This window comes from Paraburkholderia sediminicola (assembly GCF_902859805.1).
Classification (GTDB): domain Bacteria; phylum Pseudomonadota; class Gammaproteobacteria; order Burkholderiales; family Burkholderiaceae; genus Paraburkholderia; species Paraburkholderia sediminicola.
The window spans coordinates 399,209-414,342 of sequence record NZ_CADIKC010000008.1 but is presented as its reverse complement, the minus strand read 5'-3'; the positions used below and the strand labels follow the sequence as shown (position 1 = coordinate 414,342).

13 protein-coding genes are annotated in these 15,134 nt (G+C 64.5%); 7 read left to right on the top strand and 6 right to left on the bottom strand.

Translation table 11 applies throughout. The features are described 5' to 3' along the window. Positions 1 to 157 precede the first annotated feature (157 nt). Both R8871_RS27000 and R8871_RS26995 read right to left on the bottom strand, forming a co-directional pair. Positions 158 to 1,774 (bottom strand): DEAD/DEAH box helicase, encoded by a 1,617-nt coding sequence (locus R8871_RS27000; RefSeq protein WP_175053194.1) that lies wholly within the window; start codon positions 1,772 to 1,774, stop codon positions 158 to 160. Positions 1,775 to 2,269: 495 nt separating this feature from the next. Then, positions 2,270 to 2,539, bottom strand: a complete 270-nt coding sequence (locus R8871_RS26995) for an acyl-CoA-binding protein (RefSeq protein WP_054041059.1) — start codon at positions 2,537 to 2,539, stop codon at positions 2,270 to 2,272. Between the two features lie 163 nt (positions 2,540 to 2,702). Here R8871_RS26995 and tsaB point away from each other — a divergent pair, with 163 nt between their 5' ends. Genes tsaB through R8871_RS26975 form a run of 4 tightly spaced genes read left to right on the top strand, consistent with a single transcriptional unit; the run spans position 2,703 to position 6,196 of the window. Continuing rightward, positions 2,703 to 3,515, top strand: coding sequence for a tRNA (adenosine(37)-N6)-threonylcarbamoyltransferase complex dimerization subunit type 1 TsaB (tsaB, locus tag R8871_RS26990; RefSeq protein WP_175053193.1), 813 nt, complete (start codon positions 2,703 to 2,705; stop codon positions 3,513 to 3,515). Continuing rightward, positions 3,512 to 4,006, top strand: coding sequence for a ribosomal protein S18-alanine N-acetyltransferase (gene rimI / locus R8871_RS26985; RefSeq protein ID WP_175053192.1), 495 nt, complete (start codon positions 3,512 to 3,514; stop codon positions 4,004 to 4,006). Before tsaB ends, rimI begins: the two co-directional genes overlap by 4 nt. Continuing rightward, positions 3,993 to 5,174 (top strand): uracil-DNA glycosylase family protein, encoded by a 1,182-nt coding sequence (locus R8871_RS26980; RefSeq protein ID WP_175053191.1) that lies wholly within the window; start codon positions 3,993 to 3,995, stop codon positions 5,172 to 5,174. The genes rimI and R8871_RS26980 overlap by 14 nt, the downstream gene beginning before the upstream one ends. Next, complete coding sequence (locus R8871_RS26975) at positions 5,171 to 6,196, top strand: DUF1853 family protein (protein ID WP_175053190.1); 1,026 nt, start codon at positions 5,171 to 5,173, stop codon at positions 6,194 to 6,196. The genes R8871_RS26980 and R8871_RS26975 overlap by 4 nt, the downstream gene beginning before the upstream one ends. Positions 6,197 to 6,351: 155 nt before the next feature. On the opposite strand, the gene thiD is transcribed toward R8871_RS26975, so the two are convergent. Next, complete coding sequence (gene thiD / locus R8871_RS26970) at positions 6,352 to 7,158, bottom strand: bifunctional hydroxymethylpyrimidine kinase/phosphomethylpyrimidine kinase (RefSeq protein WP_175053189.1); 807 nt, start codon at positions 7,156 to 7,158, stop codon at positions 6,352 to 6,354. 58 nt (positions 7,159 to 7,216) lie between these two features. Beyond that, positions 7,217 to 8,524 (bottom strand): lysophospholipid transporter LplT, encoded by a 1,308-nt coding sequence (lplT, locus tag R8871_RS26965; RefSeq protein WP_093633350.1) that lies wholly within the window; start codon positions 8,522 to 8,524, stop codon positions 7,217 to 7,219. A gap of 218 nt (positions 8,525 to 8,742) precedes the next feature. Between lplT and alr the strand changes: the two genes are divergently transcribed. The 3 genes from alr (at position 8,743) to R8871_RS26950 (ending at position 11,789) form a co-directional block, all read left to right on the top strand. Beyond that, positions 8,743 to 9,813, top strand: coding sequence for an alanine racemase (gene alr / locus R8871_RS26960; RefSeq protein ID WP_093633349.1), 1,071 nt, complete (start codon positions 8,743 to 8,745; stop codon positions 9,811 to 9,813). A 177-nt stretch (positions 9,814 to 9,990) separates the two neighbouring features. Next, positions 9,991 to 11,367, top strand: a complete 1,377-nt coding sequence (radA, locus tag R8871_RS26955) for a DNA repair protein RadA (RefSeq protein ID WP_175053188.1) — start codon at positions 9,991 to 9,993, stop codon at positions 11,365 to 11,367. 143 nt (positions 11,368 to 11,510) lie between these two features. Further along, positions 11,511 to 11,789, top strand: a complete 279-nt coding sequence (locus tag R8871_RS26950; protein WP_175053187.1) for a DUF2866 domain-containing protein — start codon at positions 11,511 to 11,513, stop codon at positions 11,787 to 11,789. 108 nt (positions 11,790 to 11,897) lie between these two features. On the opposite strand, the gene R8871_RS26945 is transcribed toward R8871_RS26950, so the two are convergent. Both R8871_RS26945 and R8871_RS26940 read right to left on the bottom strand, forming a co-directional pair. After that, positions 11,898 to 12,968 carry a CaiB/BaiF CoA transferase family protein gene (locus R8871_RS26945; protein ID WP_175053234.1) on the bottom strand — a complete coding sequence of 357 codons (1,071 nt, stop codon included), beginning with the start codon at positions 12,966 to 12,968 and terminating at the stop codon, positions 11,898 to 11,900. Positions 12,969 to 13,122: 154 nt separating this feature from the next. Beyond that, the gene (locus R8871_RS26940) at positions 13,123 to 15,057 is read right to left on the bottom strand and encodes an ATP-binding cassette domain-containing protein (RefSeq protein ID WP_175053186.1); all 1,935 of its coding nucleotides are present in this window, start codon (positions 15,055 to 15,057) and stop codon (positions 13,123 to 13,125) included. Positions 15,058 to 15,134: the final 77 nt, after the last annotated feature.

The following is a 15,134-nucleotide window of genomic DNA, read 5'->3' as shown; positions in this document are numbered from 1 at the left end:
GTGTCCAAAATGTGGACGAAAAAAAACCGGTGCCTGAGCACCGGTTTCTTTCGACTCTCGAACGGCGCGAGGCCGTTCGGGTCTTTTTAGGCTGCCTTACGCGCTAAACGAGCTGCGTAAATGGGCGTTGCCTGACGACTGCCAGGCAAGTCGCTGCTTAGCTGCCGCGACGCGCCGTACGCGGGCCGTCGCTGCGGCGTGCGCCGTAGCCACCGTCACGCGAACCACCGCCGAAGCCGCCTTCACGCGAACCGCCGCCAGCCGACTTGCCGGCCCAGCCGCCGCCATTGCCGCTACCGCTGCGCGAACCGCCACCGTTACCGGCCGGCTTGCCTGCGCCGCTGCCGCTACCGAAGCGACGGCCACCACCGTTGCCACCGCCCGGACGGCCACGGCCGCCAAAGCCAGGACGACCACCGCCCGACGGAGCCGACTTGCGCGGCTCGAAGCCTTCGACGACGTTGACCGGCAGCGGCGTGCGCACGAAACGCTCGATGCGCTTGAGCGCGCCTTGTTCAGCGTGGTGCACGAGGCTCACTGCGATACCCGAGCGGCCAGCACGGCCGGTACGGCCGATACGGTGCACGTAGTCTTCAGCGAACTTCGGCAGATCGTAGTTGAACACGTGCGTGATGCCCGGGATGTCGATACCGCGAGCGGCGACGTCCGTTGCCACCAGCACGCGCACACGGCGCTCGCGCAGAGCCTTGATCGTGCGGTTACGCGCGCCTTGCGGCAGATCGCCGTGGAGTGCTGCCGATTCGAAACCGGCGTCGGCCAGACGGCCAGCCAGTTGGTCGGCGTCCATCTTGGTTGCCGTGAAGACGATAGCCTGGTCGAGGCCTTCGTCACGCAGCAGATGGTCGAGCAGACGATCCTTGTGATCGCGGTCGTCAACGTAGTGGACGGTTTGCGCGATGTTGGTACGTTGTTCGAGGCGTTGAACGATCTCGATCCGTTCCGGATCCTTCAGCAGGCGGCCGGTCAGCGAGCTGATCTTGCCGTCGAGCGTAGCCGAGAACAGCATGGTTTGACGCGAAGCCGGCGTAGCGGCAACGATCGTTTCGATGTCTTCGATGAAGCCCATGTCCAGCATGCGGTCGGCTTCGTCCAGCACCAGGATCTGCAGTTGCGACAGATCGATACGGCCGCGTTCCAGGTGGTCGATCAAACGGCCCGGCGTAGCAACCAGGATTTCCGGGTTCTTCGCCAGCAGCATCAGCTGTTGACCGTAAGCGACGCCGCCCAGAATGCTGACGGTGCGCAGACGTTTGAGGTGCTTGCCGTACGTGGCAGCGGCGGTGGTGACCTGCATCGCGAGTTCGCGGGTCGGCGTCAGAACCAGCATGGTCGGACGGGCAACCGGTTGCGGACGGCGCGTGCGGGCACCGTCAGCCGGACGCGGTTCACGCGGCTGGCTGGCTTGTGCTTTTTGCAGTTGCGAAAAACGTTCGATGGCGGGCAGCATGAACGCGGCGGTCTTGCCCGAACCGGTCGGGCTCGAGACCATCAGATCGCGGCCGGCGATGCCAGCGGGGATCGCGCGTTGCTGAACCGGAGTCGGGTTTTGATAGCCAGCGGCGGTCAGGGCGGAGACGACATCCGCGGAGAGACCGAGCGACGCGAACGACGGGCCGGTCGACACTGCGGCTTCTGCGGCGACAGCTTCCGGAGCGGCAGCAACAGCTGCGGCTTGTGCGGGTGCGTCGGCGAAACCGAGAGCTTGATCGGCGATGGCGTTCAACGGGCTGCTGGGGGTATTGCTCGAAGTCATGAGAATCCTTGATACACAGGGAATTAAAACGTCGGCGCCAATCGGCATACCCAAGTCGTCGGATTCAGCGAGCAAAGAAGCAGCGAGCAAATCGAAAAACGGGGGCAGCTCGCGACAATAAAGGCGAGCTTTTCGTTAGAAGCTGTATCGGATGCGACATGCCAACACGGCGTGCCGCCAGCCTGGGACATGATCGCCCGTAGGGGGCTAGGCAGGAGGGGACAGGTTCTAAACTGGATTGGAGCTAAACGCTACGAGGCGCTGCGCCGCAAAGGCCGCTAGAGGAAAGCCGGGCAAAGCAGTGAAGCGCAGGCAGCATTGTATAGGGTTTTGTTGCACTGCGCCACTGTTAGGAAGTTTCCTGGCGGAAAACTTCGCTTGGCTGCCCGAATGGGCCTGAGGAGCCGGCCCGCTGGGTCAACTACAGTAAGGGACTCGCCCGCGGAGCCGCCGCGACCTGCCGGCCCGGCGACGGACTTCGTGGTGGGGTCAGATTCAGGCGGCGGTGCCGCTCTTGAGGGCTTCGATCAGTTCGACGTATTGCTGCTTTGCCGCGTCCGGCGCGGTGCCTTTGAGCGCGGCCCACGCATCGTACTTGTACTTGCCGACGATATCGGTGAAGCCGGGTTTGTCGCCGTGGACGTCGCCGTCGATGGCCTGCTTGTAGAGAGCATAAAGGCGCAGAAGGGTAAGGTTGCCCGGACGCTCGGGCAGTTGCTTGGCATCTTCCTGGGCCTGGACGAATTGCGCGTTGATGTCTGTCATGGTGGTTTTTTGCCCGGCTGGCGGGGTTGGTTCTGGCTGGGCCGATGATCATAACAACTGCATGCGGCGGCGGGGCCGAGGGCTTATTCCAAACATTCATGCCCGCCCGGCTGGCACACCCAAAACCGCATCTGCACGCGCCGTGCCGATTACAATACGGTCCATGACTCAAACTGTGCTTCTTGCTCTCGATACCTCGACCGAATTCTGCTCGGTAGCGCTCCTGTCCGCCATCGGCGGCGCGGCGAGCCAGACAGCGGACCAAGGCAACGCCGAACCCCGGATCTGGATGCGCCACGAGCAAACCGGCGCAGTCTCCAGCACGCGCCTCTTGCCCGCAATTCGCGAACTTTTCGACGAAGCCGGCCTGAAACTGGCGGACTGCCACGCCATTGCCTTCGGCTCCGGTCCCGGCTCGTTCACGGGTCTTCGCACCGCGACGGGCGTGGCTCAAGGCCTGGCGTTCGGCCTGAACCTGCCGGTCGTGCCGGTCAGCACGCTGCTGGCCTGCGCGGAAAGCGCACGGCTGCGCGATCCGTCGGCGACCCGCGTGCTTGCTGCGCTCGACGCCCGGATGGACGAGATCTATTGGGCCGACTACGCCTGGGACGCGGCCGTTGGCGAATGGCGCACGCTTCAGGCGGCTTCGCTCGATGCGCCGGAGCGGCTCGTCTTGCCCGATGTCCCTTTCACTCTGGCGGGCAATGCTGCGGCGGCATTCGGCGCGCGGCTGCCCGCCGTCGCGGCTGCGCGAATCGTCGACAGCGAAGCGCTACCGCATGCTGTGCCGCTCGCGCACGCGGCGTTGCGCGCGTTTCGCGCCGGCCGCACCGTGCCGGCGGATCAGGCCGCGCCGGAATACATTCGCGACAAGGTTGCCCAGACCACGGCGGAGCGCGTTGCCGAAAAAGCCGCCAAGGCCGAACAGGCTGCCAGGGTGGCGCATGAAGCGGATCAAGGTGAGGGCCGGCAATGAGCGGGGTGTTGCTGGCGGACCGTTATATGTCACCGATGACCGAAGCCGATCTGGACGAGGTCGCGGCCATCGAGAAGATCGCCTACGAATTCCCCTGGAGCCGCGGCAATTTCGGCGACTCGCTGCGCAATGGCTATTTCGGCATCTGCATGCGTCACGTGACGGGCTCGCTGATCGGCTATTGCGTGCTGATGCCGGTGGTCGATGAAATGCATCTGCTCAATTTGTGCGTGACGCCCGCCGCGCAAGGTGCCGGCGCCGGGCTCGCGCTGCTGCGTGAAGCGGTGCGCATTACGCGCGCCGAAAAACTCGAGGGCCTGCTGCTCGAAGTGCGGCCGTCGAATCATCGGGCGATCCGGCTTTACGAGCGTTTTGGCTTTACGTCGATTGGCCGGCGCAAAAACTATTATCCGGCGCGGCATCGCAGTCGGGAGGACGCCATCGTGATGCGTTTCTCGTTTGCCACGGAGGGCGCAGATGGCGCTGCATGAATCGGTACTGGAAGAGTTCGGACTCGCGCCGCTGTGGGTGCGTCGCGGGATGTCGGCGGCGCAGGAAAGCGCAGTCGAAGCCGCTGCCGAGCAGGGCGGTGCCGGGTTGGCGGATCAGGTAGCGCGTCGCGACGATCCGCGGATGGCGGCGAGTGGAGCATCGTCGTCCACGTTCGCTCAGGATGGCCGGGACGCTGCGCGGCCCGCGATGCGATCGGGCGAAGCTGGGCAAGCCGATTCGGCGCAACTGCAGGGTGAGCGCCGTGCGCCGGTTCGTGCGGATCAAGCGTCGCCACCTGCCGAAGCGCGCGATCGATTCGAACGCCAGACTCCGGCACGTGCAAGCGATTCGTCACGGTCCATGCCGGAGCGGGATCAAGGTGAGCGCTTTGCGCCGCCAGAGCAGGAGCAGCCAGGCCGCACGCAGGCGCCGGTTGAAGCGCGGCAGTCATCGCCGCAGCCTCGTACCCCCGAACCGCCAGCATTCGGCGGCCCGCCCGACGACGACTTCGCATGGTTCGACGATCAGCCGGCCCACGCTCCCGTTGAAGCGCGCCGTGAGGCGCCCGAGCCCTCTTCGATCCAGACACTCGACTGGGACGCATTGAGTCAGCAGGTCGCCGCGTGCCAACGCTGCCGTCTGTGCGAGAAACGCACGAACACGGTATTTGGCGTCGGCGATCACAACGCCGACTGGATGCTGATCGGCGAAGCGCCGGGCGAGAACGAGGATCGCCTGGGCGAGCCGTTCGTCGGCCAGGCGGGCAAGCTGCTCGACAACATGCTGCTTTCGCTGACGCTCGCACGCGACAGCAACGTCTATATCGCCAACGTAATCAAGTGCCGCCCGCCGGGCAACCGCAATCCCGAGCCGGACGAAGTCGCGCGTTGCGAGCCTTACCTGCAACGCCAGGTCGCGCTGGTCAAGCCGAAAGTGATCGTCGCGCTCGGCCGCTTTGCCGCGCAAAGTCTGCTCAGGACGGAAGCGAGCATTTCGTCGCTGCGTGGTCGCGTGCATGAATACGAAGGCGTGCCGGTCATCGTCACGTATCACCCGGCGTACCTGTTGCGCAGTCTGCCCGACAAGGCGAAGGCCTGGGCGGACCTGTGCCTCGCGCGCGACACGTGGCTCGCGGCGGGCGGCGTGCCGGCCAACGCGGCAAAGTGACGGACGCGAACGGGCCGGCGGCGCGCTTCGCCGTCGCGCCCGACACATCCGCGGCGATCCTTGGGCAGTTGCTCGATACGTTGCGCGACCCGGCAGTGCGCGATCTTGCCTGGTTGCTGCTGAGCGCCGATTTGTTGCGCGCGCAACCACCGGTGGGCGCGCTTGCCAGTCCTTTCGACACGCAGCAGGAAGCTGATGTAACGGTCGATTGGTTACGCGCGTTAGATACAGATCCGACCGACTTGCATCGCGATCTCGCTGCGACGCGTATCACGCGTCTTGGCCGCTACGCCGAACGGCTGCTCGGATGGTTCCTGCAACACGGGCCGGCGGCGCGGCTGGTCGCGGCCGGCGTGCCGTTGCGGCGCTCGGGCGTCACGCTCGGCGAATGTGATTTTCTCGTGCAGACGCAGCAGGGCGCGCGGCTGCATTGGGAGCTGGCGGTGAAGTGCTATCTGCATGCGGGCGAAAGCCGCGCGCAGTCAACCACGCAACCGGCGGCGCGCCTGGCCGATTACGTCGGACCGAATCTGAAAGACCGCTTCGATCTGAAGCTCGCGCATGTGCTGAATCATCAACTGCCGTTAAGCGCGCGTGAAGAGTTCGCCTCTGTGGGCCACGCAGGGCCGTGGACGCCGCAGATGTTCATCAAAGGCTGGCTGTTCTATCGTGCTGGCGAGACGCCGGCCGATCCTGCGGAGCTCGATCCGTCGCATGGACGAGGCTGGTGGGTAACCCGCAGCGAATGGGCAGACTTTGCCGCGGCGCATGCGCAAATGTGGCGCGTGCTGCCGCGGTTGGAATGGCTTGCGCCGCGACGGCATAAAGAGGGTGAAGCCCAGGCCGCGGGGTTCGCTTTCGTCGATCAGCAGATGCTTGCTGACCAAACATCACATCAGCATGGACCAACGATGGTCGCGGCGTTCGCCAGTGACGGCGTGGGTACGGTTGCAGAACTTTCGCGCGGCTTCATCGTGCCCGACGATTGGCCAGAGCAGGCGCAGATCTACGCGCAGCAGTAGCGGCATGTGTGGTCGGTGACATCGGCGTGCGGCTGTCTCAGCGAGTGGCTGCGTGGCCGCTGACTTCCGGCCAAACTCATAGTAGAACCTAGCACCGGAATCGAATGGCCAATGGCATCGCCTGGCACGGCCATGCGCGCCCCTGTCTCAGCCCCTCACCACCACCGATAAAAATGATGCACCGGCCCGACGCCACTGCCGACGTTCAGCCGGTCGCTCGCCTGCAACGCGCCGGTCAGATACAGCTTGGCGTCGGCAACCGCGCTCGCCAGATCGGCGCGCTGCGGAATCAGTGCCGCAATCGCCGACGACAGCGTGCAGCCCGTCCCATGCGTATTCTTCACCGGCACGCGCGGACCGCCCAAACGCAGCGTGCCGCTTTCCTGTATGAGCCAGTCGGGACTGTCCGCCGCGCTCAAATGGCCGCCCTTCATCAGCACCGCCCGCGCGCCAAGCGCACGCAACGCTTCGCCTTGTTCGACCATCCCGGCTTCGTCAGTGGCAGCCTGCACGCCCAGCAACGCCGCGGCTTCCGGCAGATTCGGCGTCAGCAGATCGGCCAGCGGCAGCAACTCGTCGCGCACCGCTGCAACCGCATCCGGCAGCAGCAACGCGTGATTGCTCTTCGAAATCATCACCGTGTCGAGCACGACGTGCGTCGGCTTGTGCCGCCGCAGCGCCTCGGCGACCGCACGCGCGATGCCCGCATTCGCCAGCATGCCGATCTTCACGGCATCGATTCGGATGTCGTCGAACACCGCGTCGAGTTGCGCGGTAATGAAGGCGGGCTCCGGCGCGTGAATCGCCGTGACGCCGCGCGTGTTCTGCGCGGTGAGCGCGGTGATCACGCTCGCGCCGTAAGCGCCGAGCGCCGAGAAAGCCTTCAGATCGGCCTGAATGCCGGCGCCGCCGCCGGAATCGGAACCGGCGATCGTCAGCACATTGGGAATGGGTTGAGTCATGGCAAAGCGAGGAAAGGGGGAAGGCGCGGGCACGACAAAGCGCCGTGCGCGCCGCGGGTCAGTGCTTGACTTCGCCGATCAGCGCGACCGAGTCGAACGCGCGCTGATTCGCCTGGTGGCGGCGCATCACGAACCACATCATCACGCAGACGAAGGTGCCGAATAGCACGATCACCGCGGTAACCGGCACATCGAGCCACACCAGCACCGCGTACAGGCACAGCATGACGAGCACCGAGAGATTCTCGTTGAAGTTCTGCACGGCGATCGAGTGCCCCGCCGACAGCAGCACGTGGCCACGATGCTGGAGCAGCGCATTCATCGGTACGACGAAAAAGCCCGACAGGCCGCCGACGATCATCAGGAAGATATACGCGACGATCAGATAGCCCGGCACATGCACACGGCCAAAATACAAGCCCCAATGCGTGGGGAACAGGTCACGTGTGTAGAAGGCCATCAGCATGACGGCGATGCCCATCATGATGCCGACCGGAAGTACCGTCAGCGACTTCTTCAACGGCACGCGCGAGGCTGCGTAAATCGCGCCGACTGCCACGCCGACCGCAACCACCGCTTGCAGAATGGCGGCTTCCGAAAGCGACATGTTCAGCGACACTTCAGCCCACTTCAGCACGATGAATTGCAGCGTCGCGCCGGCGCCCCAAAAAAGCGTGGTGACGGCGAGCGAGATCTGACCGAGCTTGTCACGCCACAGCACGAGAAAGCAGTCGGCGAAATCGGTGACCAGCTTGATCGGGCCGCGTTCCTGTTTCGGATAGCGTGCGCCGGTGTCGGGAATGCGCAGATTAAAGAGCGCCGCGATCACGTAGATGGCCATGATCACCAGCATCGCTGCTTCAGCGGGCGTGTTGACGGTAGGGATGTGATGCCTGAGGATCGGCGCGGCAATGTGCGGGCTGATAAGCGCGCCGCCGAGTACCGTGCCGAGAATGATCGAGCCGACCGTGGTGCCTTCGATCCAGCCGTTCGCCGCGACCAGCCGGTCAGGCGGCAGCAGTTCGGTAAGAATGCCGTATTTGGCGGGCGAGTACGCCGCCGCGCCGAAACCCACAATGCCGTAGGCGATCAGCGGATGAGCGCCGACCAGCATCGTGATGCAGCCCACTACCTTGATGGTATTGGTGACGAACATCACGTGCCCCTTCGGCCGGGAGTCGGCGAAGGCCCCCACGAAAGCGGCCAGAACGACGTACGACAGCACAAAGAACAACTTGAGCAGCGGCGTCATCCAGTTCGGGGCGTGAAGATCTTTCAGCAGTGCTATAGCAGCGATCAGAAGCGCATTGTCGGCCAGCGACGAAAAAAACTGCGCGGCCATGATGGTGTAAAAACCTTTTTTCATCTGATGCGATGCTGTCCTCGCTGCGGTCTGTCCGCCCCGGCCGTGTGCAAAGCGTCCGGGCTTATACCGTTCGAAATGGGTTGTGCGCACGGCTTTATATCATGAAAATAGCTGGATTCGGACTAGCAGAATCCTTGATCGCACCGCCCAGCGGGCTGCCGAGCACTGAAAACGCCCTGTAAGCTCCTGATTCGCAAGCGTCTTTACGAAAATTACCCATGCCGCGCCCCCTCTCAGCCACGATCCATACTGCCGCTCTCGCCAATAATCTCGCCGTCGCCCGGCGCTACGCGCCAAAATCCAAGATCTGGGCCGTGGTCAAGGCAAACGCCTATGGGCACGGCCTTGCGCGCGCTTTTCCCGGCTTGCGCGCGACCGACGGCTTTGGTCTTCTGGACCTCGAGGAGGCCGTGAAGTTGCGTGAATTGGGCTGGGCCGGCCCGATTCTGTTGCTCGAAGGCTTCTTTCGTCCGACCGATATCGACGTGATCGACCGCTACAGCCTGACCACGGCGCTGCACTCGGACGAACAGCTGCGCATGCTCGAAATGGCGCGCCTGTCCAAGCCCGTCAATATCCAGCTGAAGATGAACACCGGCATGAACCGCCTCGGTTATACGGTGGAGAAATTCCGCGCCGCGTGGGAGCGTGCGCGCGCCTGCCAGGGCGTCGGCCAGATCACGTTGATGACCCATTTCTCGGATGCCGACGGCGAACGCGGCGTCGCCCATCAGATGGAAGCGTTCGAGCGCGGCGCGCAAGGCATTGCCGGCGCGCGCAGCCTGTCGAACTCGGCGGCCACGCTGTGGCATCCCGAAGCCCACTTCGACTGGGTCCGCCCAGGCATCATCATGTACGGCGCGTCGCCCTCGGGCGTGACGGCGGCGATCGCCGGCACCGGCCTGCAACCGGCCATGACGCTCGCCTCCGAACTGATCGCCGTGCAGACGCTCGCCGAAGGCCATACGGTCGGCTATGGTTCGGCGTTCAAGGCGCGCGGGGCGATGCGCATCGGCGTCGTGGCCTGCGGCTACGCGGACGGTTATCCGCGGGTCGCGCCGGAAGGCACGCCGGTGATCGTCGACGGCGTGCGCACGCGGATCGTCGGACGGGTGTCGATGGACATGCTGACCGTCGATCTGACGCCGATCCCGACCGCCAACGTCGGCTCGCGCGTCGAGTTGTGGGGCACGTCCCTGCCGATCGACGACGTCGCGCAGGCGTGCGGCACGATCGGCTACGAGCTGATGTGCGCGGTGGCGCCGCGCGTGCCGGTGCGCGCGGAGTAAGGCGCGGCACTGACAGGCCGGGTGTGGGCCGCCGTGCAGGCATGCTGGCGGTCTCAATGACGGTGCAAAGACAATCCCCAAAGACGGTCGCAGTGAGGTCCCCGGTGAGCTGGAGCAGCTCAGCGAGGACCCCGGCGAGCGCATCAATCCAAAGAACAGCAACACAGGCAAGGGCGCGTGGCTAAACAGAAGACGTTGTACATCTGCAGTGAATGCGGCGGCCAGTCGCCGAAGTGGGCCGGGCAGTGCCCGTCATGCAATGCGTGGAACACGCTGGTGGAATCGGTCGCGGAGGCGCCGTCCACGCATCGCTTCCAGTCGCTCGCGAAGAGTGCGCCGGTGCGGCGTCTCGCCGATATCGAAGCGTCCGACGTGCCGCGCTTTTCGACCGGCGTCAGCGAGTTCGACCGTGTGCTGGGCGGCGGTCTGGTGCCGGGCGGCGTGGTGCTGATCGGCGGCGATCCGGGCATCGGCAAATCGACACTGCTGTTGCAGTCGCTCGCGGAAATCGCCGCGGACAAACGCGCGCTTTATATCAGCGGCGAAGAATCGGCCGCGCAGATTGCGTTGCGTGCACAACGGCTTTCGTTGCTGGAGCCCGGCTCGAAGGCGAGCGAATTGCAACTGCTGGCGGAAATCCAGCTCGAGAGAATTCAGGCGACCATTGCCGAACAGCGGCCGGACGTCGCGGTGATCGACTCGATTCAAACCGTTTATTCCGACGCGCTGACCTCCGCGCCCGGTTCGGTCGCGCAGGTTCGCGAGTGCGCGGCGCAATTGACGCGCATCGCCAAGCAGTCGGGCACCACGATCATCATGGTCGGCCACGTCACCAAGGAAGGTGCGCTTGCCGGGCCGCGCGTACTCGAGCACATCGTCGATACGGTGCTGTACTTCGAGGGAGACACGCATTCGTCGTACCGTCTGGTGCGGGCGATCAAGAACCGCTTTGGCGCGGTCAACGAACTCGGCGTGTTCGCGATGACCGAGCGCGGTTTGCGCGGCGTCGCCAATCCGTCGGCGCTGTTTTTGTCGCAGCACGAGCAATCGGTTCCGGGGTCTTGCGTGCTGGTGACGCAGGAAGGCACGCGCCCGCTGCTGGTCGAAGTGCAGGCGCTGGTGGATTCCGCCAACGCGCCGAATCCACGGCGGCTTGCAGTCGGGCTGGAACAGAATCGCCTCGCGATGCTGCTGGCGGTGCTGCATCGGCACGCCGGCATTGCCTGTTTCGACCAGGACGTGTTCCTGAACGCGGTGGGCGGCGTGAAGATCACCGAACCCGCGGCCGACCTGGCCGTGCTGCTCGCGATCCATTCTTCGATGCGCAACAAGCCGCTGCCCAAGGGGCTGGTCGTATTTGGCGAAGTGGGCCTTGCCGGCGAAATCCGGCCGTCGCCGCGCGGTCAGGACCGTCTTAAGGAAGCGGCCAAACTGGGCTTTTCGATTGCGGTCATTCCAAAGGCCAATGCACCGAAACAGCCGATTGAAGGCTTACAAGTTGTTGCGGTGGAGCGGATCGAACAGGCCATCGATCGGGTCCGCACGCTTGACTAGACGGGGTTCCGGCGCCTGCGGGCGCCTGTCCGTCCGTAATGGCCAGTAAATATCTCCATATTGGCTGTAACCTACCCGACATTCCTTTTTCCTAAGCTGGCAGGGTATTGCATCCCTTCTGATGCCCGAAAAAGGATCGCGCCTTGAAACAGTCATACGAAACCGCGGCCGAGCGGCCCATGCAGGTGCGCGGCTGCCGCGTCTCCGAGCCGATTCGCCAGCCTTGGGGTGGTGCCTGCCGGATTGTCGAGTGGATCGACACGACCGGGCAGATTTCGCGCCGGGTAGTGGCCGAAGATGTTACCGCCGCCGAAGTGCGCGCAACGATCAACCGTCACGTGGAAGGCCGCAAGCATTTGCTGTACGACGACGAAAAAACGCCGCGCCAGGTTTTGCCGCGGCAAACGGCGGTGCGGCGCTGAGGTTTGGCACGGCTCCTGGATGGAGAGTTAATCGCTGCGCGCCCCAGAGTCCGCACCCGGACTGTCTGGGCAAGTCTTAGCCTGATTGTCGTTTAACTTTGGTAGCGCTTAACCGTTCCGGCGACCATGGTCGTCGGCATCGTTGCCGTTCTGGCCTTCGGTCATCGCCGCGTACGCCTCGCGGTTGAACAGCGGATGCTGTGCGGCTTCCGCCGGCGTTAGCACCGGCGAGACGCAGCAGTCCAGCGATTCCAGCAGCAATACCCATTCTTCCAGCGGCCGCTTGCCGATAAGGTCAGCCAGTTCCTGCGTCAGCGCAGCGGCGTCCGGGCCGCCGATCGCCTGACCGAGGCTCCAGTGCCGCGTCGCCCATTCGGGCCGGTCCAGCGCCATGCACAGCGTTTCCCAGAATTTCAGTTCGAGCGCGCCGACGGCGAGCCAGCGATTGTCGAGCGTCCGGTACAGGTTGTAGCAGGGCACGCCGCCATTCAGCAGACTGGCGCCGGCCGCAGGCGCGGTGCCCTCATTGGCGAGCGCCACTTGCGCGACGACGTTGTGCGCATAGGTGGCGTGCGTCATCGATACGTCGACGAAGCGGCCTTCGCCGCCGCGCGACACGTGCCATAGCGCGGCGAGAATCTGCGTCACCGCGCTCAACGCACCGCCGAGCAGGTCGGCAATCTGGAAATTCGGCAGGATCGGCGCGCCGTCGCGGCTCGCCAACTGATCGAGCACGCCCGCGTAGCCGATGTAGTTCAGGTCGTGACCGGCATGGTCGGCGAACGGACCGCTGGCGCCATAACCGCTGATCGCGCAGTACACCAGCCTCGGATTGAGCGCGCGCAGGGTTTCGTAGCCGACGCCGAGGCGCTCCATCACGCCGGGCCGGAAGCTTTCGATCAATACGTCCGCTTCGGCTGCCAGCGCGCGCAATACATTGCGTCCCGCATCCGATTTGAGGTCAAGGCGCGTCTCGCGCTTGCCGCGATTCACCAGCCGGTAAAACGCGCCGGGGCGGCCTGCCACGCGGTCGCCGGACGATTGCATCATCGTGCGGGTGGGGTCGCCCGCGCCCGGCGCTTCGATCTTGAGCACATCGGCGCCGAGTTCCGCAAGCCGCAAGGCGGCGACCGGACCCGGCAGCAGGCGCGTCAGGTCCAGCACACGCAGGCCTTGCAGCGGGGCAGGCGCCGCTGTGGACGACGACGCAACCGCTGGCGCGGCTGAAGCAGATGACGATTCAGTCGAAGACTCAGATGAGGACGCAGACGAGCTCACGGGTGACAAGGGCTACCTCCGATCGATACCGGCGCGGACCGCGAACAGCCTGCCGCTAGCCGATTTGTTCGAGTTCCTCGTGAGTCTCGAGCCATTCGGCTTCGAGCGTTTCGAGGCGCGCGTTCACATCTGCCTGACGGCGGATCGCCTCCGTCAGTTTGCTCTTCTGCTCGGGCTCGTAACTGGCCGGATCGACGACGAACGCATCGAGCTTCGCCTTCTCCGCGTTGAGCGCGTCCATTTCCTTTTCGATCTTGGCGATGCGGCTTTGCAGCGGTTTTTTCAGGTGCGCGAGCTTCTGACGCGTTTCCGCTTCGAGACGGCGTTGCTCCTTGCGATTGACGCCGCCGTCCGCGCTATCCGCACCGTTCGATGCCGTGCCCGCCTTGAGCGCCGAGCGCTGGTCGGCGGCATGTTGCAGCAGCCAGTCGCGGTAATCGTCGAGATCGCCGTCGAATTCCTGCAGACGATGCTTGGCCACCAGCATGAACACGTCGGTCGTGGCGCGCAGCAGATGCCGGTCGTGCGACACCAGAATCAGCGTGCCCTCGAACTGCGCGAGCGCCATGGTCAGCGCGTGACGCGTTTCGAGATCCAGGTGGTTGGTCGGCTCGTCGAGCAGCAGCAGATTCGGCTTTTGCCAGATGATCAGCGCGAGCGCCAAACGGGCCTTTTCGCCGCCCGAGAAGGGCGCGATTTTCGCCGTCGCCATCTCGCCGGAAAAGTTGAAACTGCCGAGGAAGTCGCGCAGTTCCTGTTCGCGCGTATCCGGTGCAAGACGCGCCAGATGCTGCAGCGGCGTGTCGTCGGCACGCAATGTTTCGAGCTGATGCTGCGCGAAGTAACCGATGCGCAGGCCTTTGCCTTCGCGCACATGGCCACCGAGCGCTTCGAGCGTGCCGGCGAGCGTCTTGATCAGCGTCGATTTGCCCTGACCGTTCGCGCCGAGCAGGCCGATGCGCTGACCGTTCTGAATCGACAGCATGACATGGTCGACGATGGGAATTTCGCCATCTTCACCGCGATAGCCGCAGCGTACGTCCTCCATCACCATCATCGGATTCGGTGCGGAATCGGGCGTGCGAAATTCGAACGTGAACGGCGAGGACGCATGCGCCGGCGCGATCATCTCCATCTTTTCGAGCGCCTTCACCCGGCTTTGCGCCTGACGCGCCTTGGTGGCCTGCGCCTTGAAACGGTTGATGTAGCTCTGCAGATGTTCGACCGTGCGCTGCTGCTTCTCATACGCGCTTTGCTGCAAGGCGATCTGCTGTGCGCGCAGGATTTCGAACTGCGAGTAGTTGCCGCCATAACGCTTGATCTGCTGATGCTCCAGATGCAGCGTGACGTCGCAGACCGAATCGAGAAATTCGCGGTCGTGCGAGATCACGATCAGCGTGCCCGGATAACGGTGCAGCCAGTCTTCGAGCCAGACGATCGCGTCGAGATCCAGGTGATTGGTCGGTTCGTCGAGCAGCAGCAGGTCGGAGCGGCACATCAGCGCCTGCGCCAGATTCAGCCGCATGCGCCAGCCGCCCGAAAAGCTGCTGACCGGCTCACGCGTTTGTTCGAGCGTGAAGCCGAGGCCTAGCAGCAACGCCTCTGCGCGGGCGGGCGCGGTGTAGCCGTCGGCGTCGGCGAACGCGGCGTGCGCTTCGCCTTCGGCGGCGCCGTCATGCGCGGCGGAGGCTTCGGCGATGCATTTTTCGATCGCGCGCAGCGCCGCGTCGCCGTCGAGCGTATAGGCGAGGGCGGTTTTGTCCGCAGCGGGCGTTTCCTGCGCGACGTGGGCGATCTGCCAGTTCGGCGGGATCGAGAAATCGCCGCCGTCGGCGTACAGTTCGCCGAGCAGAACGGCAAACAGAGTCGACTTGCCCGCGCCGTTCGCCCCCACCAGGCCGGCCTTCTCGCCGGGATTGAGGGTGAACGTGGTGTTTTCAAAGAGCGGCTTGGTGCCGCGCGCGAGGCTGAACTGGTTAAAGCGGATCACGAAGAGGCCGGCTGAAGAAAAACGCTATTTTAGACTGCTGGGGCTGTCACCGGGCGCCCGGCCAGGATCGGCCATTC

Bases quoted from the DNA above. Each gene is read 5' to 3' on its own strand.
- R8871_RS27000 (WP_175053194.1), bottom strand. From the start codon at position 1,774: ATGACTTCGAGCAATACCCCCAGCAGCCCGTTGAACGCCATCGCCGAT.
- R8871_RS26995 (WP_054041059.1), bottom strand. From the start codon at position 2,539: ATGACAGACATCAACGCGCAATTCGTCCAGGCCCAGGAAGATGCCAAG.
- tsaB (WP_175053193.1), top strand. From the start codon at position 2,703: ATGACTCAAACTGTGCTTCTTGCTCTCGATACCTCGACCGAATTCTGC.
- rimI (WP_175053192.1), top strand. From the start codon at position 3,512: ATGAGCGGGGTGTTGCTGGCGGACCGTTATATGTCACCGATGACCGAA.
- R8871_RS26980 (WP_175053191.1), top strand. From the start codon at position 3,993: ATGGCGCTGCATGAATCGGTACTGGAAGAGTTCGGACTCGCGCCGCTG.
- thiD (WP_175053189.1), bottom strand. From the start codon at position 7,158: ATGACTCAACCCATTCCCAATGTGCTGACGATCGCCGGTTCCGATTCC.
- lplT (WP_093633350.1), bottom strand. From the start codon at position 8,524: ATGAAAAAAGGTTTTTACACCATCATGGCCGCGCAGTTTTTTTCGTCG.
- alr (WP_093633349.1), top strand. From the start codon at position 8,743: ATGCCGCGCCCCCTCTCAGCCACGATCCATACTGCCGCTCTCGCCAAT.